The organism is Nonomuraea zeae (genome assembly GCF_005889725.1).
GTDB lineage: Bacteria > Actinomycetota > Actinomycetes > Streptosporangiales > Streptosporangiaceae > Nonomuraea > Nonomuraea zeae.
Window position 1 is genome coordinate 11,343 of the sequence record NZ_VCKX01000022.1, and the last position, 17,572, is coordinate 28,914.

The window sequence follows — 17,572 nt, forward strand, 5'->3', positions numbered from 1 at the left end:
AGGGCCGTCAGCCCACCAGCGCGCGGTCCTGCCGGGGCGCTTCGGCGGCTCGCGTGCGCGAGCGGATGAGAGCGAGCAGCGGGCCCGCCATGGCCGTGGTGACCAGGGCCATCACCACCATCAGCGAGTACAGGTCGCGGTCGAGCACGCCCAGCCGCAGCCCGACGCTGAGGATGATCAGCTCGGTGAGCCCGCGCGTGTTCATCAGCGTGCCCAAGGTGGCCGACTCGCGGCCGTCCAGCCCGTGCAGCCGGGCCGCCGCGTACGCGCCGGTGAACTTGCCGCCCACCGCCACGAGCAGGATCAGCGCCAGCTCGACCAGTCCGGCCGTGCCCAGGGCGGACAGGTTGACGTTCAGGCCGCCCATGACGAAGAAGATGGGCAGCAGGAGCACGGCGCAGACCTGGCCCAGCCACTCGACGGTCAGGCCGCGCAGCCGCTCGGCGCCCTCGCGCGGCATGATCAGGCCGAAGAGGAACGCGCCGAAGAGGGAGTGCAGGCCGATCCACTCGGTCAGGTAGCCGGAGAGCATCAGGCCCGCCAGCACGATCGCGAACGCCTGCCCGGGCGCGGCGGTGGCCGCCAGCCGCCGCAGCAGCGGCCGTACCACCCAGAACATCACCATCAAGTACGGCACGGCCAGCGCCAGCCGCCACTGGTCCGGCGCCGCCCCGTTGATCGCCACCACCAGGGCCAGCAGCGACCAGGCGAGCACGTCGTCCACCGCAGCGCAGGTCAGCGCGAGGCCGCCGATCTTGGTGCGGTGCAGGCCGCGGTCGGTCAGGATGCGGGCGAGCACGGGGAAGGCGGTCACGGCCATCGCCGTCCCCATGAACAGCGCGAACCCCAGCCGCTGCGGGTGCGGGTGGCTCTGCAGGAGGTAGAGCGCCAGCAGCGCGCCGAGCCCCAGCGGCAGCAGCACCGAGGTGAGCGACACCGTGGTCGCCAGCCTGCCCTTGCCGCGCAGCAGCGCGTGGTCCACCTCCAGCCCGACCAGGAACATGAAGACCACGACGCCGACGTTCGCCAGGGTCTGCAGGAACGGGCGGATGTCGGTGGGGAACAGCAGCTCGGTCCCGGCCTGGCCAAGCAGGGTCGGGCCGAGCAGGATGCCGGCCAGGATCTCGCCGATCACGGGCGGCTGGCCGACCCGGGTGGCCAGCGCGCCGAACAGCCGGGTCACCACGATGATCACAGCGATCGCGAGCAGCAGGACCGCGGCCTGGTGTGAGCCCATCATCAGACCGCCTTCGTCAGCTCGGCGGCGCGGTCGATCGACTCCCAGGGGAAGCCGTCGCGGCCGAAGTGCCCGTAGGCGGCGGTCTCCGAGTAGATCGGGCGCAGCAGGTCGAGGTCGCGGATGATGGCCGCCGGGCGCAGGTCGAACACCTTCGTGATCGCCTCCTGGAGGACGGCCACGGGCACCTGCTCGGTGCCGAAGCACTCCGTGAACAGGCCGACCGGCTGGGCCTTGCCGATCGCGTACGCCACCTGCACCTCGCAGCGGTCGGCGAGCCCGGCCGCGACGACGTTCTTGGCGACCCAGCGCATGGCGTAGGCGGCCGAGCGGTCGACCTTGGACGGGTCCTTGCCCGAGAAGGCGCCGCCGCCGTGACGGGCCATGCCGCCGTAGGTGTCGATGATGATCTTGCGGCCGGTGAGGCCGGCGTCGCCCATCGGGCCGCCGATCTCGAAGCGGCCGGTCGGGTTGACCAGCAGGCGGCAGCCCTCGGTCGCGATGCCGAGGTCCGCGAGGATCGGGCCGGCGACGTGCTCGCGGATGTCGGGTGCCAGCAGGTCGTGCAGGTCGATCCCGGCGGCGTGCTGGGTGGAGACGACCACGGTGTCGAGGCGCACGGGCCGGTCGCCGTCGTACTCGATCGTGACCTGGGTCTTGCCGTCGGGGCGCAGGTACGGGACGGTGCCGTTCTTGCGCACCTCGGACAGGCGCCGCGCCAGCCGGTGCGCCAGCGCGATGGGCAGCGGCATCAGCTCGGGGGTCTCGCGGCAGGCGTAGCCGAACATCAGGCCCTGGTCGCCGGCGCCCTGCCGGTCGAGCTCGTCGCCGCCGCCCGCGCGATGCTCGACGGCGGCGGCCACGCCCTGGGCGATGTCCGGCGACTGCGCGCCGATCGACACCGACACCCCGCACGTGGCGCCGTCGAAACCCTTGTGCGAGGAGTCGTAGCCGATCTCCAGGATCTTCTGCCTGACCAGGCGCGGGACATCCACGCGGGCCTCGGTGGCGACCTCGCCCGCCACGTGCACCTGGCCGGTGGTGATCAGCGTCTCGACGGCGACGCGGCTCGCGGGGTCGGCCGCGAGCAGGGCGTCGAGCACCGCGTCGCTGATCTGGTCGGCGATCTTGTCGGGATGGCCTTCGGTGACGGACTCGGAGGTGAACAGTCGTCGTGACACGTCTTCTCCCTAGTGCTAGCGCGAACGAGGAGACCGACGGCCATCCTGCGCGTGTCGCTTCGCACCACGGTCGAGATCCGCACGAGACCCGGGTCAGCCGACGGCGCCCACCATCGAGCCGGGGAAGTCGTCGAGGTCTGAGCGGTTCTCGGTGATGGCCCGCACGATCCGCTGCGTCCGGGGACACGGCTGCACCTGCAGCTCCCGCCGCAGCGTCGCGCAGAGCGTGCGGTAGACGGTCAGCGCCTGCCACTGCCGCCCCGAGCGGTAGAGGGCCACCATGTAGCTGGTCTGCAGGCTCTCGTTCAGCGGCTGCTGCGCGCAGAGCACGGCCAGCTCGCCCAGCAGGCCCTGGTGGCGTCCGAGCCGTAGCTCGGTCTCGATCCACAGCTCGACCGCCACCATCCGGTGCTGCTCCAGCCGCATGACCTCCAGCTGCAACGGCGTCCCGGTGGGCACGTCCACGAGAGGCGCGCCCCGCCACAGTTTCAGCGCCGCCGAGAACAGCTCGGACGCCTTCTCGTCGTCGCGGCCGGCCGCCGCCTGACGGCCGGCCGCGACCAGGTGCTCGTGCTGGAAGGCGTCGACCCGGTCATCGGGGAGCAGGAGCTGGTAACCGGTGTGCCGGGTGACGAGCACGTCCTTGGCCGTGCGCTTCTGCGTGCGGCCTTGCGCCCGGTCGATGTTCCTGCGCAGCTGCAGGATGTAGGTCTGCAGCGTCGTGCTCGCCATCCGGGGCGGCCGGCCGCGCCACAACTCCTCGGCCAGGATCGCCGAGGTGACGATCTGCCCGCTGTTGAGCGCGAGCAAGGCCAGGATCTGCCTTGGCTTGCCTGCCGACGGAAGTATGGAGATGCCCGACTCGCTCGCTTCCATCGGCCCCAGAAGTTTGATTTCCATGCACGTTCCTCGTGTTTCAGGGAGTGGGCGCGAGCCTTTTACCCCTCGTCGGGCATGATGACATCGGTTTTTAATTCGAGTAATTCGACCGAGTGAATTTCCCAGCCCTTCAGATAAGGGGAGGAGGAAATCACCCGGTGGCAGAGGTTGCGGATGCCGGTGAGCGCCGCAGGCCCGTCCTGCGCTTGCAGGAAAGCGACGATCTCGATACGGGCCTGGGCGGCGAGGCGCAGGTGCTGCAGGACGCCGTCGGCCGGGGTGCTGAGCGACCAGAAGACGTCCGTGACGACGTCGACGTCCGGGAGCGCGGGATGGGGTGAGTCGGCCAGTGTGGCGGCGATCAGGAACATGGGGAGCTCCGCGGGTGCCGGGACGTCCGGGGACCCGGTCATCCCCAGTCGAAGCCGTCGTCGGTGACGCAGGGGATGCCCCAGTCGAAGCCGCAGGAGGCGATCGACGTGGTGGCGGTGGCGCCGGTCGTGGCCAGCGCGGCTTCGGCGCCGAAGATGACGCCGGCGGCGACGAGGACGACGAGAGCCTGGGTCCTGATGTTTTTCATGCCGCTCGCTCCTGTGAGGGGAAATTTTTCGCTGGAGGCCAAGGCGCCTTGGCAAATCTGATTATTAGCCGTGGGCGGCCCGGCGGCTATTGTTTGGAGACGGCACCAAGCGGCCTGGCACTATGGTGATGCGGCCGCAAAGGACAGTGGGCCGGATGACCAGTTCGGTTTCTCGGATGTCACCATCCGGCCTGGCACTTTGCTGCCACGGCGATTCGGGGCCGAGCGGCGGCAAAAGGAAGTTCGGCTTTCCCGGGTTGCCTTGCCGGGGCCGTGCATTTACTGTTTCATGGTTCTCGATAGTGGGCGGCATCCCGGGGGAAGGCGCAGGCCGATGCTGGAAGCACTAGGCTTGGAGTTGCTCACGCAGACCGTCTACCTCCTCATGCTGGACCGCCCTGACCTGGGCCTGGGGGAGCTGGCGACCGAGCTGAGCATGAGCGAGGGCCAGGTGCGCACCGCCCTGGACGAGCTCGCCGACAAGCACCTGCTGGCGCCGGTCGCCAATGCCAAGGGCAAGCTGCGCCCGGTCAGCCCGGAGGTCGGCCTGTCGGCGCTGCTGACCCGCAGCGAGCTGGAGCTGGCCGCCCGGCAGCGCCAGATCGAGGCCACCAGGGTCGCGGTCGCCACGCTGGCCGCCCGTTACGGCGGCAAGGGGAAGTACGCGCCGGAGCTCGTCCACCAGCTCATCGGCGTCGACGCGGTACGCAACCGCCTGACCGAGCTGGCGGAGTGCGCGCGCTCGGAGTGCCTGTCGTTCGTGCCCGCGGGGGCCCAGCGCCCGGACACGATCGAGTCCGGCAAACCGCTCAACGAGCAGGCGCTGGAGCGCGGCGTCCAGATCCGCACCATCTACCAGGAGAGCTTCCGCAACGACCCGGTGACGCTGCAGTACGTGCGGTGGCTGACCATGCTGGGCGCGCAGACCCGCATCGTGCCGGCGCTGCCGATGCTGATGATCATCGTGGACGCCGAGGTCGCGCTGGTCCCGCTGGACCCCAACGACGGCCGCCGCGGCGCGCTCGAACTGCGCTCCCAGGGGGCCGTGGCCGCCATGCGGGTGCTGTTCCAGCAGTTCTGGAGCGCGGCGACGCCGTGGGACGAGAAGCCCTCGGCCGACAGCCGAGGGCTATCCAGCCGGGACAGGGAGATCCTGCTGCTGCTGGCCGAGGGGCAGACCGACGAGATGATCAGCCGCAAGCTGGGGCTGTCGTTGCGGACGATCCGGCGGCTGGTGTCGGACCTGATGAAGCGCCTGAACGCGCGCAGCCGCTTCGAGCTGGGCCTCCTCGTCGCCCGCAACGGGTGGTTATAGGGGGTCAAGCGGTCGGCACCAGCGTGCTCGGCTCGCGCAGCGGCTGCCACCACTCCCTGTGGTCGGCGTACCAGGCCGCCGTCTGGGCCAGGCCATCCTCGAACGACACCTGCGGCGCCCAGCCCAGCCGGCTGCGCAGCCTGTCGTCGTTCAGGCTGTAGCGCAGGTCGTGGCCCGGCCGGTCGGCCACCGCGCGCACCCGCTCCCAGTCCAGCCCGAACAGGTCGAGCAGCGCCGAGGTCAGCTCCAGGTTCGTCAGCTCGTGCCCGCTGCCGATGTTGTAGATCTCACCGGCCGCGCCGTCGGTCAGCACCAGTTGCACCGCCCGGCAGTGGTCGTCCACGTGCAGCCACTCCCGGATGTTCCAGCCGTGCCCGTAGAGCGGCACCTGCTCGCCGCACAGCAGGTTCGTCAGGAAGCGCGGGATCAGCTTCTCGACATGCTGGTAGGGGCCGTAGTTGTTGCAGCACCGGGTGATCCGCACGTCCATGCCGTAGGTGCGCCAGAACGAGCGCGCGATCAGGTCCGCACCGGCCTTGCTGGCCGCGTACGGGGAGTTCGGCAGGAGCGGGAAATCCTCCGTCCACGACCCGGTCGCGATCGAGCCGTACACCTCGTCGGTGGACACGCACACCACGCGCGGCACGCCCGTGTGCCGCGCCGCCTCCAGGACGTTGTGCGTGCCGCCCACGTTCGTGCGCACGAACTCGGCGGCCCCGTCGACCGAGCGGTCCACGTGCGACTCGGCGGCGAAGTGCACCACCGCGTCGTGGCCGGGCAGCAGGTCGCGCATGAGCTGCTGATCGCAGATGTCGCCCGTCACGAACGTCATCCGCGGATGCGAGTCCGGCAGGTTGGCCCGGTTCCCCGCGTAGGTGAGGGCGTCCACGACGGTCACGTCCGCCCCGTCGAAGCCGGGGTAGCCGCCGGTCAGCATCGTTCTGACGTAGTGGGAGCCGATGAAGCCGGCCCCGCCGGTTACCAGGATTCTCATGCCACCTCCACGGTGGAGTGGTCGCCGATGACCAGGCGACGGTGACCGTCGTCCACGGCCGAGCACACGGCGGCCTCGCGCCCGATGAGCGAGCCGTAGATGCCGCGGACGTTCTGCACCGAGACCCCGTCGAGGACGATGGAGTGCTCGATGCCGGCGTCCACGAGGGTGCACCCGCTGCCGAGGGCCGTGTAGGGCCCGATGCGCGAGCCGCGCACGACCGAGCCCGCGCCGATGACGGCGGGGCCGGTGACGATGGATTCGATGATCTGGGCGCCGGGCTCGACCACCACGTCGCCGGAGACCAGGCTGACGGCGTCCACGCTGCCGCGGACGTCGCCGCGCCGGTGTCCCATGAGCACGCGGTGGCACTCCAGCAGGTCGTCGATCTTGCCGGTGTCCTTCCAGTAGCCGTGGAACTGGGTGGCGCGGATGCGCTGCCCGTCGGCCAGCAGCCAGGCGATGGCGTCGGTGATCTCCAGCTCGCCGCGGGCGCTGGGGGAGATCGCGCGCACGGCCTGGTGGATGGCGCGGGTGAAGAAGTAGACGCCGGTCAGCGCCAGGTCGCTGCGCGGCTGGGCGGGCTTCTCGGCCAGCGCGACCACCCGGCCGTGCCCGTCGAGCTCGGCGACGCCGTACTCGCGGGGGTTGGCGACCTTGGTGAGCAGGATGTGGGCGGCCGGGCGGTATTCGGCGAACTCGGCGGCGATGCCGCTGATGCCGTCCCCGGCCAGGATGTTGTCGCCCAGGTACATGACGAAGTCGTCGTCGCCGAGGAAGTCCTGCGCGAGCTGAACGCAGTGGGCCAGGCCCAGCGGCGCGAGCTGGCGGATGTAGGTGATGCGCAGCCCCAGCGCGGAGCCGTCGCCGAGCACCGCCCGCATCTCGTCGCCGCGGTCGCCGACGATGATGCCGACCTCGGTGACGCCGATCGCGGCGATGTTCTCCAGGCAGTGGACGAGGACCGGCTTGCCGGCCACGGGGATGAGTTGTTTGGGGATGGCGTGGCTCAGTGGACGTAACCGCGTCCCTGAGCCGCCGGCCAGAACCAGAGCCTTCACGTGCGTACCTTCCGTTAGATCGTCACCAGGAGCGCAGGAGCCCCCGCGCGTCGTAGTGGGTCACCTCCGCCGGCGGCGGCGTGAGTACGGCGAGGGCGGCCCGGTAGCCCTCCTCGCGTGGTTTGAGGTCGATCACATGGGCGTTGCCGGTGAGCTCCGGCCGCCCGGGGTAGGCCAGCACCTGGCCTCTGTCGTCGAACTCCACGGCGTTCATCGGCATGCGCAGCCCGTCTCCGGTCGATTTCAGCACCGCCTCCTTGCGCGTCCAGGCCTGGAAGAACACCTGGGTCTGCTCGTCGTGCGTGAGTGTTCGGAAACCGTCCAGCTCGCGGGCGCTGAGCACCCGGCGGGCCAGCTTGTGCGAGCGGGCCGGGTCGACGCGCTCCACGTCCACCCCCATGGGCGTGGACGTGGACAGCCCGATCATGACCAGGTCCGCCGAGTGCGAGACCGCCACCTCCAGGTCGTGCTGGCGCAGCCGGGGCCTCCCGTGCGGCAGGTGGCAGTCCGGGCAGTCGCGGTTGAAGCGCAGCTCGCCCGGGCTGCAACTGAGCGTGCGGGCGGCGGCCAGCCGCATCAGCGCGGCGCCCACGGTGAAACGGGCCCGGTCCTCCGGCCGCCGGTAGCCGGAACGCCGTTGCAGCTCCACGTCCTCCAGCAGGCTGAGCAGGCCCGCGTGCTGATCGCTGGGCCGCGCCCACCAGATCTCGCACCGCGCGGGGCCCGCGTGGTCGGCTGGAGCGGTGTTGACCGGCACGATGGCGCTCAACTTTCGATAGCGGTGAGGAGGGATTCCAGGTCGTCGAGGAGCCGGTCTACGGGGGGCAGAGCGTGCATGCGACGCTGGATGCCCCGGGCCGCCGCCCGGTAGGACGGCGTGGTCAGCACCTCGTGCACGGCGGCGCCGAGCCCGTCGGCCGCGGCCAGCGGGACGGTGCGCGACAGGCCGAGCCGTTCGCAGCGCTCCGCGTTGTGCCGGTGGTCGTCGAGCACCGGCAGCGCGACCATGGGCACGCCCGCGTGCAGGGCCTCCTTGATGCTGTTCAGCCCGCCGTGGGTGATGAACAGGTCGCAACTCTCCAGCATGAGCGCCTGGTCGACGAAGTCCACCAGGAGCACGTTGTCCGGGGCGGCGTACTGGCCGGGGTCGGCGCCCGCGCCCACGGCCAGCACCGTGGTGCGGCCGAGCGAGCCGAGCGCCTCGATGGCCCGGTCCACGAACCCCCGCGAGCCGGGCAGGCTGTAGACCACCGTGCCGAAGCCGGCGAAGATCACCGGCTCGGCCGGGTCCAGCTCGGCGAACCAGGCCGGCAGCGCGCTGCCGCGCGGCTGGGTGTTGACGTGCCGGTAGCAGCGGGTCCGGGGCAGGATCAGCTCCGAGGCGCCGAACGCGGGCGGCAGGAAGCTCGCGGTGAAGTGCCGGTACAGCGCGTCGCCATCCGGGTCGGGCGGCAGGCCCAGCTCCGCGCGGCCCTGCTCCAGGATCGGGCCCAGCCGCGCGCCGGTGACGCCGTCGAGGCCGCCGAAGGAGATGATCGGCACGTGCGGGACGCCGAGCGCCTCGGCGGCCAGGTAGCCGCCCAGCTCGTCGAGCTCGCGGACGACGAGGTCGGGCTTCCAGCCGGAAGACAGGATGTCGGCGGCCGTCCCGCGGGCCACGTGCCCGGCGTAGGCCCGGGTCAGCGGCTCGCCCAGCGCGCGGAACGTCTCGGCCGCTTCGGCGAAGCCCTGATCGGCGTAGCCGTCCGGGAGCATGCGGTAGACCTCGTAGCGCCAGTCGTAGCCGCCGGTCAGATGGTCCAGGCCGAAGCTGCGGAGCTCGGCCGCCATGCAGGCGGGGGCGCAGACGGCCACCGTGTGGCCGCGGTGCTTCGCCGCCTGGGCGACGGGGACGAGCGGGCGCAGGTGCCCGCTGGCCGGGTGCGTGGTGAACAGGATGCGGGCCATCAGGCACCCGCCAGTTCGGCCAGCCGGTCCACGACCTCGGCGGCCGGCGGCTGGTCGGCCATCTCCTGCGCCAGCTTGGCGGCCGCGTCCCGGTAGCCGGGGTCGTCCAGGAGCAGCCGGGCCTCGGCGCCGAGCCGGTCCGGCGGGCAGTCGCCGGCGAACACCTGCCGTGCCGCGCCCGCGTCGGCGACCCGGCGGGCGTTGAAGACGTGATCGCTGAATCTGGGCACCATGAGCTGGGGCACGCCGGCCGCCAGCGCGCTCATCACCGCTCCGCCGCCGCCCTGGTGGATCAGCAGGTCGCAGGTCGGCAGGACGAGGTGCAGCGCCAGCCGGTCAACGACGCGCAGGCGGCCACCGGCGTCACCCGCGCCCGGCTCGCCGATCGCGATGATCTCCACGTCGGGGTCGTCGAGCGTTCGCAGCACGCCCGGCAGCAGGCGGTCCTGCCCGCCGCCCCAGCTCGCCACCGCGCTGCTGCCCAGCACGCACACCCGCCTGCGCCCGTGCGCCCCCATTCCCGATGGAGGCTGCCCTGGTGGGTGCTGCCCCGGTGGGCGCTGCTCCGGTGGGCGGGCCAGCCAGTCCGGCACCAGGGCGGGCCCGTTGTACGGCACGTGCCGCATGGTCAGCCGCCGCACCGGCGCGGGCACCTGCAAGGACGGCGGGCACGGGTCCACGGTGACCGCGCCCAGCGTCTCCACGCCGTCGAGACCCAGCTCGGCGCAGAACCCGGCCAGCGCCTCGTCCTCGAACTCCCGGGTGCGGAAGGTGTAGTCCATGCCCCAGATGTGGCGCACGGCCGGCACGCCCAGCACGGCGGCGGTCAGCGGGCCCGCGTACGTGGTCGGGTCGAAGACCACCAGGTCGGGCCGCCAGCCGCGGGCGAACCGCAGCGTGTCGGCGGTCATCGCCTCGGCGAGCTTCTTGTAGGTGATGACGTTGCCCACGCCCCAGGCCCGGGTCTCCTCCCATTCGACCGGCCGGTTCTGCCGTACCAGCCAGGAGAAGTACCGCGCGGCCAGGGCCCCGACGTCCAGGTCGTGGCCCACGCTGACGGACGGCAGCCCGGCCGCGGCGACGACGTCCGCCAAGGCCGGCTGGCTGGCCACCACCACCTCATGACCGCTCGCGCGCATCGCCCAGCCCAGCTGGACGCATGGATAGAAGTGCGACGGCCAAGCCCAAGTGACGAACAGGACGCGCATCTGCCACTTCCCCTCGCGGTTGTAGTCCTCTGCCGCGGCCCCGCCGCCACGGGGGCAGGACGGCGGGGCCGGACACCTGGCCACGTTCACCCGGTCGCTTCGAGGAGTGGTCAAGGGACACTGATGGCGGCTCGAGTTGTACTCGAGTCAGGTGGCCCACGATCGATCCCGTGCATGACAACGGAGGGCTGCCATGAACACCGACAACGCCGCCGACGCGCTGCTACACGTGATCGCATCCGTCCTGGAGCGCCCGGCCGAGGAGATCGCCGCGCGTCTCGACGAGAGCTTCGTGGGGCTGGGCGCCACGTCGCTCGATGCCATGGAGGTCGTCGACCGTGCGGAGGAAGAGCTCCGTCTCAGCATAGAGATGGGGCAGCTGCTGGGGCTCGCGCCGCTGTCCAACGTCCTGGCGGCCTGCCTTCCGGTGGCGCCGCCCGCGCCCGCCGCGCCCGGGGGACGGCAGGGTGTGCTGCCCGAGCAGGAGGGCTTTCTCAGCGCGGAACGGCTGCTCGGCACGGCCATCAACCAGGTGAGCAGCGCCGAGCTGATCGGGCCGGTGTCGCTCGAGCGGCTGGCCGCGTCGGTACGGTGGCTCGTCGCCCGGCACGAGGCCCTGCGCAGCGTGTTCACCGAGACCCCGGAGGGCTACGTCAGGCACGTCCTGCCCGCCGACGCCGCGCAGGACGCGGCGATCGTCCATCTCGACGCGCCCGCCGCGAGCGACGGCGACCCGATCCGGGCCGTGCACGCCCGGCTGACCGGCGGAACCGGCGGGCCGCTGGAGGCCGGCCGGCCTCCGGTCGCGTTCGTGCTGACCAGGCTGGCCGAACAGCGCCACCTGCTCTCGCTCGTGATCAGTCGCGCGCTCGCCGACGGCTGGTCGGCCGGCCTGCTCTGGCAGGAGCTGATCGCCCACTACCAGGGCGACGCCGACCCCAGGCCCGCGCCCGGCCTCGACGGGCTCACGCGGCGCTGGCAGGACCTGCTCGGCAGCGGCCGGCTCGACGAGCTGACCAGGGCCAGGGTGGGACAGCTCGCGGACTACCCGACGATCGTCGAGCTGCCCGCCGACCGGCCCCGGCCGGCGGACTTCGACTTCCGCGGCGACCGGCTGGAGTTCGCCCTCGACGAGGAGACGCGCGCCGGGGTCGAGCGGATCGCCACCCGCGCCAGGATCACCCACACCGGCGTGCTGCTGGCCGCCTGGCAACTCGTCGTCGCCAGGCGCTGCGGGCTGAGCAAGTTCATGATCGGCGTCGGGGTCTCCCGCCGCGCGCAGGCGTCCGGGCTGCAGGTCATCGCGCCCTGCGTCAGCCTCGTGCCCGTACGGTGCGAGATCACCGACGAGGAGCCGGTCGAACGCTACCTGGAGCGCACCGCCGCCGCCGTCGCCGAGGGCGCCACCTACGTGGACGTGCCCATCAGCGACATCAGCAGAGGCATCCCCGGCGGGCGGGCCATGGCCGACCGGCGGCGCACGCCGCTCATGCAGGTCACCTTCCTGTCGCAGGAGGTGTTCCTGCCCGACGAGCAGCAGGCCGGCGAGGTGCTGGTGCGCTACCACGACGCGTTCTCGGGCATGATCGCCGCCGACGCCGGGCTGAGCGTGCTGCGCTGGGGGGAGACGCCCCGGCTGGCCCTGGACTACGCGACGTCCGTGTTCGGCGCGGACGAGGCGCGCGGGCTGGCCGAGTCGTTCCACGCCACGCTGCGCGAGCTGAGCAGGGAGTACTACCGGCCGCTCGCCGGGGTGCGGACCGTCTCGGGCGGGCAGCGGCGGCAGCTCAGCCGGTGGCGCGAGGGCGGGCCGGTGGACTCCCACGGCGGGCTCTGGCAGCTCTTCGAGCAGCGGGCCCGCACGCAGCCGGACTCGGCCGCCGTGCGCGACGGGGATCGCGAGCTCTCGTACGGGCGGCTGCTGCTGGACGCCGAGACCTGCTCGGCCCGGCTGGCGGCGCGCGGCGTGCGGGCGAACGATCTCGTGCTGGTCGCGCTGCCCCGTCCCGTGGACGAGATCGTGGCGGTGCTGGCCGTGGTGCGGCTGGGCGCGGCGTTCGTCCTCACCGCCCCCTCGTCGGCCGCCCTGCTCGCCACCGACCTCCGCCCGGCGGCGGTCGTCAGCACCCCGTCCGGCCTCCCCGCGCCGGACGGCCACCGGCAGCCGTCCGGCGCCGTCCCCACGCCCGCGCCCGCCGATCCTGAGCGGGTGGCCTGCGCGATCGTCACCGATGAGGCGCACAACGGCGTGCGCCTGCCGCATCGGGCGATCATCGCGCTCGTGCGCGGGGACGGCGCCGTCCGGCGGAACGACCGCGTCGCCCGCCGGTCCCCGCCCGGCAGCGCCGCCGCGGTCTGGGAGATCTTCGCCCCGCTGGCGGCGGGTGCGACGATCCAGCTGGCCGGCGACCCGGGTCCCACCTGCATGGTGGTGACGGCACCGGCGTTCGCCGAGCCGGCGGCGTTCGACGGGGTGCGTCAGGTCGTGGTCGCGGGGGAGCCGCCCGCGCCCGCCGCCGTACGGGCCGTGCTCGGACGCCACCCCAAGCTCGCCATCTCCACCTGGTACGGCCCCCACGGCCACCCCGTCGTCACCCTCGGCCCCGAGCCCGCCCCGCTGGGCCGCCCCGTCCGGGGCAGCGGGATCGTGCTGCTCGACGAGAGCGGCGGCCTGGTGCCGCCCGGCGCGGTGGGCGAGCTGTGCTCCGTGGGCGACGGAGTCCCCGTGGACTGCCTCGGCGGCGCGGTCGCGACCAAGGCCGCCTTCGGCCGCCACCAGGGCCTGCGCTACCACCGCTCAGGAACGCTGGCCCGCTGGGCCGCCTCAGGGCGGCTGCACCTGCTCGGCCCGCGCGAGGAGCAGGTCGTGGTGCACGGACACCGGATCGATCTCGGCGAGATCCGCGACCGCCTGCGCGCCTGCCCCGGGGTCGCCGAGGCGGTCGTGGGCGCGGTGGACGGAGACCGGCTGATGGCCGCCGTCATCCTGGCCGACCCGCACGCGACCGGCCCGTCCGACCCGATCGACGTCCTGGCCGGCTTCGCCGCCACCGGGCTGCCTCGCTACATGCTGCCCTCGCTGTGGGCGATCGTCCCGGCGATTCCCATGACCCCGTCCGGCCGGTACGACCTGCGCACCCTGGCGCCGCTGGCCGTCTCCCGTGACCAAATCCGCTGACCAAGGGTAGGACCATGAGCTCGATGCTGCGGGGGCCGGATCCGGCCCGTGACGACGTCCGGCGTCTCGACCAGTGGGTCGGCCACTGGGCCGGGCACACACCCGAGGCGACCGCGCTGATCTGGCGCGGCGCCGCCATCACCTATCAGGAGCTGGACCGGGAGGCCGCCGCGGTGGCCGCCGGGCTGGCCGCGGCCGGGGTCGGCGGCGGGGACATCGTGGTCGTGCGGATCCCGCGCGGGCCACGCCTGGTCCAGGCGCTGCTGGCCGTGCTGAAGTGCGGGGCCGCCTACGCGGCGGTCGACCCCGAATGGCCGGCCGCCCGGATCGCGCAGCTCCTGGCGCGGACGCGGGCCCGCTGGCTCCTCCACGACGACGGCGAGGCCCTGCCGCAGGACGCCGTCCCGCTGGACCTGGAAGAGCTGCGCGCGAAGGGGACCGGCCACCCGGTCCCGGACCCGGGCGGCGACGCCGGCGACCCGTGCTGCGTGTTCCTCACCTCCGGCAGCACGGGCACGCCCAAGGCGTCGATGGCCGCGCACCAGGCGATCGTCCGGATCGCGCTCGACCCGATGCTCGCCTTCGACCAGGCCAGCACGATGCTGCAGACCGCGCCCTGCCCCTGGGACGCCTTCGCCATGGAGCTGTGGTGCCCGCTCGTACGGGGCGGCACGTCGGTGCTGTTCGACGGCCGGCACGTCTCGCCGCAGGACGTGCGCGAGGCGGTCACGGCCGGGGTGGACACGCTGTTCCTGACCACCGCGCTGTTCAACGTCGTGGTCGACAACGACCCCGGGGCCTTCGCCGGGCTCCGCCTGCTGATGGTGGGCGGCGAGCGGGCCACCCCCGAGTACTTCACCCGCTGCCGGGCCGCCAACCCCGGGCTCCGGCTGCTGCACGTGTACGGGCCGGTCGAGAGCTGCGTCTACACGACCGGTTACCCCGTGGAGTCCGTCGTGGACGACGTCCCGATCGGATGGCCGATGGCGGGCACCACCGTCCACCTGCTCGACGACGAGCTGCGCCCGGTGCCGCCCGGCGGCACGGGCGAGATCGCGGTGGCCGGGCAGGGCCTGTCCAGCGGCTACGTCAACGACGCGGAGGCCACCGCCGCCGCCTTCCCCGTGCTGGACCTGGACGGCGGCCCGGTGCGGGTCTACCTCACCGGAGACCGCGGGCGGCTGGACCCCGAGCACGGGCTGATCTTCGCCGGCCGCAAGGACCGGCAGGTCAAGATCCGCGGGGTGCGGGTGGAGCCGGCCGAGGTGGAGGCGGTCATCAGCCGGCTGACCGGGTCCGGGCAGGTGGCGGTCGCGCCGCTGCCGCACGGGGAGCCGGTCAAGACGCACCTGCTGGCCTGCTTCGTGGACGGCCGCCTGTCGGCGGAGGAGCTCAAGCGGGAGCTGCGCGACGCCCTGCCGGCGGGGATGCTGCCCGACCAGGTGCTCAAGCTCGCCGAGCTGCCGCTGAACGCCAACGGCAAGGTGGACCACGCGGAGCTGGCCCGCATCGCCGAACGGCACCGCGCCGAGCAGGTCGCCGGCCTGGAACGGCGCGATCCCCAGGAGCCCGCGCCCGGCCGCCCGGCCGCCGCGGAGCCGGACCTGGCGCTGGTGCACGACGTCGTCGCGCTCGCCCAGGAGCTCCTGGAGGTACGCCTCGGCCCCGGCGACAACATCTTCGACCTGGGCGCGACCTCGATCACCGCCATCCAGCTCGCCTACCGGGTCAGCCGCCGCCACTCCGTCAAGCTCAACGCCATGGAGGTCATGCAGGCCGGCACCCCGCTGGCCGTGGCCGCCGCCGTCCAGGCCGCGACCGCGGGCACGGTCGAGCGGGCCGGCCAGCCCTCGGCCGAACGCTGGCTGGCCGGGCTGCCGGTGCCGCAGTGGCGGTTCTGGTACCTGGAGATGATGAACCCGGGCTCCGACGACACCCGGTGCCCCCTGGAGTTCCGGCTGCGGGGGCCCGTCAACGTCGAGGCGCTGGCCGGCGCGCTGCGCGCGGTGGTCGGATGGCACGAGGCGCTGCGCACCCGGCTGGTGCGGGTGGGGGCGCGGGACGTGCGGGCCGACGTGGTGGCCGCCAAGCACGTGCCCGACCTGCTGACCGTCAGCCCGCCCTGCCCGGAGCACGTGGCCGGGCCGAAGGTGCTGGAGTTCCTGTCGCGGCCGTTCGACCTCCAGGCGGACCTGCCCATCCGGGCCCTGCTGATGCCGGTGTCGGCCGAGGAGCGCATCCTGGCCATCTCGGTGCACCACACGGCCTTCGACGGCTGGTCGGCCGGGCTGCTCTGCCGGGACCTGTCGAACGCCTACCGCGCGCTGGCGGCCGGGCGGCTGCTGCCGTATCGGAGCCCGTCCAGGTTCGCCGACAGCTGGCTCGACCAGGACCTGAACGAGACCGAGCGGGACCGCGCCGACCTCGCGGCCTGGGGGCGGCAGCTCGTCGGCGTGCCCGACCTGCCACTGGTCCCGGCGGGGGAGCTGGCGGCGCTGGGTCCCGTGCGCGAGGTGTGGATCGACGTGCCGCAGGCGTTGCGGTCGGCGGCCGAACAGGCGGCGGCGCCGTACGGCGGGACGGTGCAGCCGGTGCTGCTCGCGGCCTGGGCGCGGGCGCTGCGCCGCTTCTCCGGCGCGGCGGACTTCGCCATCGGCATCCCCGTCACCGGCCGCACCACCCCGGCGGCGCAGGAGGTGATCGGCTGCTTCGCCTCGGCCGTGGCGATCCGCTTCGGCGAGGGCTACGGCTGCGACCTCGCCGACGACCTGGCGCTGGCCGCCGCCCAGATGACCCAGGCGATGCGCTTCCAGTTCACGCCGATGGAACGGCTGCTGCGCGAGGACACGCCCCGGGACCGCACCCGCAACCCGTTCTGCCAGGCCGGGTTCGTGGTCCAGAACAACCTCCTGCCCGTGCTGGACCTCGGCGGCGTGGAGTGCGCCGAGCGGCGGCACCAGCGCACCCAGTCGGCCTTCGAGGTCACGCTGGAGCTGTGGTACGGGTCCACGCTCGACGTGCGGCTGTGGTACCGGGACGACGTGATCTCGGCGGCTGGCGCGCAGGAGCTGGCCGCGCTGTGGCGCGCCGAGCTGGAGACGCTGATCACGGTGGGCGCGCGATGAACACTCAGGACCGCGCGCAGCAGGACCACGCGAAGAAGGGCCAGGACCGCGCGACGCAGGCCCGGGAGCTCGCGTACGAGGTGCACGGCCGGCCCGGCGGGCCCCGTGTCGCGCTGGTGCCCGGGCAGGGCATGCAGCGCGTGATGTGGGAGCTGACTGTGGTGCCCGCGCTGGTGGAGGCCGGACTCCAGGTGCTCTGCTACGACCAGCGCGGCGTCGGCGACTCGCCCGCGCCGGACGGGCCGTACTCGGTGCCGGAGCTGGCCGGGGATCTGGCCGGGCTGCTGGACCGGCTCGGCTGGGAGCGGGTCGCGCTGGCCGGGGTGTCGCTGGGCGGGATGGTCATCGAACACCTGGCCGTCAACCGGCCCGACCTCGTCGGCCGGGCCGCGCTGGTCGCCTCGACCTCCGTCCCGACCTCGTTCCAGCAGGCCTACGCCGAGGCCAGGTCGTCGGTGCGCAACGACCCGGTCAGCCTGCTGCTCGAACTCCTCATCACCGTCCCGCCCGCCGACCTGCTGGCCGACACCCCGGCCGCGCGGACGAGCCTGTCGTTCATGCGCAGGCGGGGCCCGTACACCGCGGGCTTCCACGGCCAGGGCCAGGCAGGCGACGACTGGCTGCTGCGCCGGGACCGTGAGGAGCAGTGGCGCCGCATCGCGGCCCCCTGCCTGCTGGTGGCCTTCGAGCACGACCTGCTGTTCCCGCCTCACGCCGTACGGGAGGCCGCCGGGCGGATCCCGGACGCCCGCTTCCACCTCGTGCCCGGCGTCGCCCACGCCGACGCCCTCGTCAGGGCCGCCGACGAGATCGGCGCGCTGCTGCGGGACTTCCTGCGCGCATAGCCCCGGACCAGGCATCTTCGAT

General features: G+C 73.0%; 14 protein-coding genes. 4 read left to right on the forward strand and 10 right to left on the reverse strand.

The features are described from left to right. Nucleotides 1-7: 7 nt before the first annotated feature. The 5 genes from ETD85_RS09910 to ETD85_RS63020 form a co-directional block, all read right to left on the reverse strand. Entirely contained in the window at nt 8-1,240 is a 1,233-nt protein-coding gene (locus tag ETD85_RS09910) for a cation:proton antiporter domain-containing protein (RefSeq protein WP_206058213.1), read from the reverse strand. Further along, nucleotides 1,240-2,418, reverse strand: coding sequence for a methionine adenosyltransferase (gene metK / locus ETD85_RS09915; protein ID WP_138689333.1), 1,179 nt, complete (start codon nt 2,416-2,418; stop codon nt 1,240-1,242). Before metK ends, ETD85_RS09910 begins: the two co-directional genes overlap by 1 nt. A gap of 93 nt (nt 2,419-2,511) precedes the next feature. After that, nucleotides 2,512-3,318: an AfsR/SARP family transcriptional regulator gene (locus tag ETD85_RS09920; protein WP_138689334.1), complete on the reverse strand. Its 807-nt coding sequence runs from the start codon at nt 3,316-3,318 to the stop codon at nt 2,512-2,514. A 38-nt stretch (nt 3,319-3,356) separates the two neighbouring features. Further along, nucleotides 3,357-3,668: a hypothetical protein gene (locus ETD85_RS09925; protein ID WP_138689335.1), complete on the reverse strand. Its 312-nt coding sequence runs from the start codon at nt 3,666-3,668 to the stop codon at nt 3,357-3,359. Between the two features lie 38 nt (nt 3,669-3,706). Continuing rightward, nucleotides 3,707-3,877, reverse strand: coding sequence for a hypothetical protein (locus ETD85_RS63020; protein WP_170246608.1), 171 nt, complete (start codon nt 3,875-3,877; stop codon nt 3,707-3,709). A gap of 334 nt (nt 3,878-4,211) precedes the next feature. On the opposite strand from ETD85_RS63020, the gene ETD85_RS09930 reads away from it, so the two are divergent. Further along, entirely contained in the window at nt 4,212-5,192 is a 981-nt protein-coding gene (locus ETD85_RS09930) for a helix-turn-helix domain-containing protein (RefSeq protein ID WP_138689336.1), read from the forward strand. A gap of 4 nt (nt 5,193-5,196) precedes the next feature. Here ETD85_RS09930 and rfbB read toward each other — a convergent pair whose 3' ends face one another. The 5 genes from rfbB to ETD85_RS09955 are packed head-to-tail and all read right to left on the reverse strand — an operon-like array spanning nt 5,197 to nt 10,516. Further along, nucleotides 5,197-6,186, reverse strand: a complete 990-nt coding sequence (gene rfbB / locus ETD85_RS09935) for a dTDP-glucose 4,6-dehydratase (RefSeq protein WP_138689337.1) — start codon at nt 6,184-6,186, stop codon at nt 5,197-5,199. Further along, nucleotides 6,183-7,247, reverse strand: a complete 1,065-nt coding sequence (locus tag ETD85_RS09940) for a glucose-1-phosphate thymidylyltransferase (RefSeq protein ID WP_138689338.1) — start codon at nt 7,245-7,247, stop codon at nt 6,183-6,185. Before ETD85_RS09940 ends, rfbB begins: the two co-directional genes overlap by 4 nt. A 22-nt stretch (nt 7,248-7,269) precedes the next feature. Then, nucleotides 7,270-8,016, reverse strand: coding sequence for a 4'-phosphopantetheinyl transferase family protein (locus ETD85_RS09945; protein WP_138689339.1), 747 nt, complete (start codon nt 8,014-8,016; stop codon nt 7,270-7,272). Then, nucleotides 8,013-9,194, reverse strand: coding sequence for a glycosyltransferase (locus tag ETD85_RS09950; protein WP_138689340.1), 1,182 nt, complete (start codon nt 9,192-9,194; stop codon nt 8,013-8,015). The genes ETD85_RS09945 and ETD85_RS09950 overlap by 4 nt, the downstream gene beginning before the upstream one ends. Further along, complete coding sequence (locus ETD85_RS09955) at nt 9,194-10,516, reverse strand: nucleotide disphospho-sugar-binding domain-containing protein (protein ID WP_138689341.1); 1,323 nt, start codon at nt 10,514-10,516, stop codon at nt 9,194-9,196. Before ETD85_RS09955 ends, ETD85_RS09950 begins: the two co-directional genes overlap by 1 nt. Nucleotides 10,517-10,595: 79 nt before the next feature. Here ETD85_RS09955 and ETD85_RS09960 point away from each other — a divergent pair, with 79 nt between their 5' ends. Genes ETD85_RS09960 through ETD85_RS09970 form a run of 3 tightly spaced genes read left to right on the forward strand, consistent with a single transcriptional unit; the run spans nt 10,596 to nt 17,550 of the window. Beyond that, entirely contained in the window at nt 10,596-13,580 is a 2,985-nt protein-coding gene (locus ETD85_RS09960) for a condensation domain-containing protein (protein WP_138689342.1), read from the forward strand. Between the two features lie 14 nt (nt 13,581-13,594). Then, nucleotides 13,595-16,705, forward strand: coding sequence for an AMP-binding protein (locus ETD85_RS09965; protein WP_138689343.1), 3,111 nt, complete (start codon nt 13,595-13,597; stop codon nt 16,703-16,705). Next, nucleotides 16,702-17,550: an alpha/beta fold hydrolase gene (locus tag ETD85_RS09970; protein ID WP_138689344.1), complete on the forward strand. Its 849-nt coding sequence runs from the start codon at nt 16,702-16,704 to the stop codon at nt 17,548-17,550. The genes ETD85_RS09965 and ETD85_RS09970 overlap by 4 nt, the downstream gene beginning before the upstream one ends. Nucleotides 17,551-17,572: the final 22 nt, after the last annotated feature.

Coding starts and splice junctions, on each gene's coding strand:
- ETD85_RS09910 (WP_206058213.1), bottom strand. CDS start 1,240: ATGATGGGCTCACACCAGGCCGCGGTCCTGCTGCTCGCGATCGCTGTG.
- ETD85_RS09920 (WP_138689334.1), bottom strand. CDS start 3,318: ATGGAAATCAAACTTCTGGGGCCGATGGAAGCGAGCGAGTCGGGCATC.
- ETD85_RS09925 (WP_138689335.1), bottom strand. CDS start 3,668: ATGTTCCTGATCGCCGCCACACTGGCCGACTCACCCCATCCCGCGCTC.
- ETD85_RS63020 (WP_170246608.1), bottom strand. CDS start 3,877: ATGAAAAACATCAGGACCCAGGCTCTCGTCGTCCTCGTCGCCGCCGGC.
- ETD85_RS09930 (WP_138689336.1), top strand. CDS start 4,212: ATGCTGGAAGCACTAGGCTTGGAGTTGCTCACGCAGACCGTCTACCTC.
- rfbB (WP_138689337.1), bottom strand. CDS start 6,186: ATGAGAATCCTGGTAACCGGCGGGGCCGGCTTCATCGGCTCCCACTAC.
- ETD85_RS09950 (WP_138689340.1), bottom strand. CDS start 9,194: ATGGCCCGCATCCTGTTCACCACGCACCCGGCCAGCGGGCACCTGCGC.
- ETD85_RS09960 (WP_138689342.1), top strand. CDS start 10,596: ATGAACACCGACAACGCCGCCGACGCGCTGCTACACGTGATCGCATCC.
- ETD85_RS09965 (WP_138689343.1), top strand. CDS start 13,595: ATGAGCTCGATGCTGCGGGGGCCGGATCCGGCCCGTGACGACGTCCGG.
- ETD85_RS09970 (WP_138689344.1), top strand. CDS start 16,702: ATGAACACTCAGGACCGCGCGCAGCAGGACCACGCGAAGAAGGGCCAG.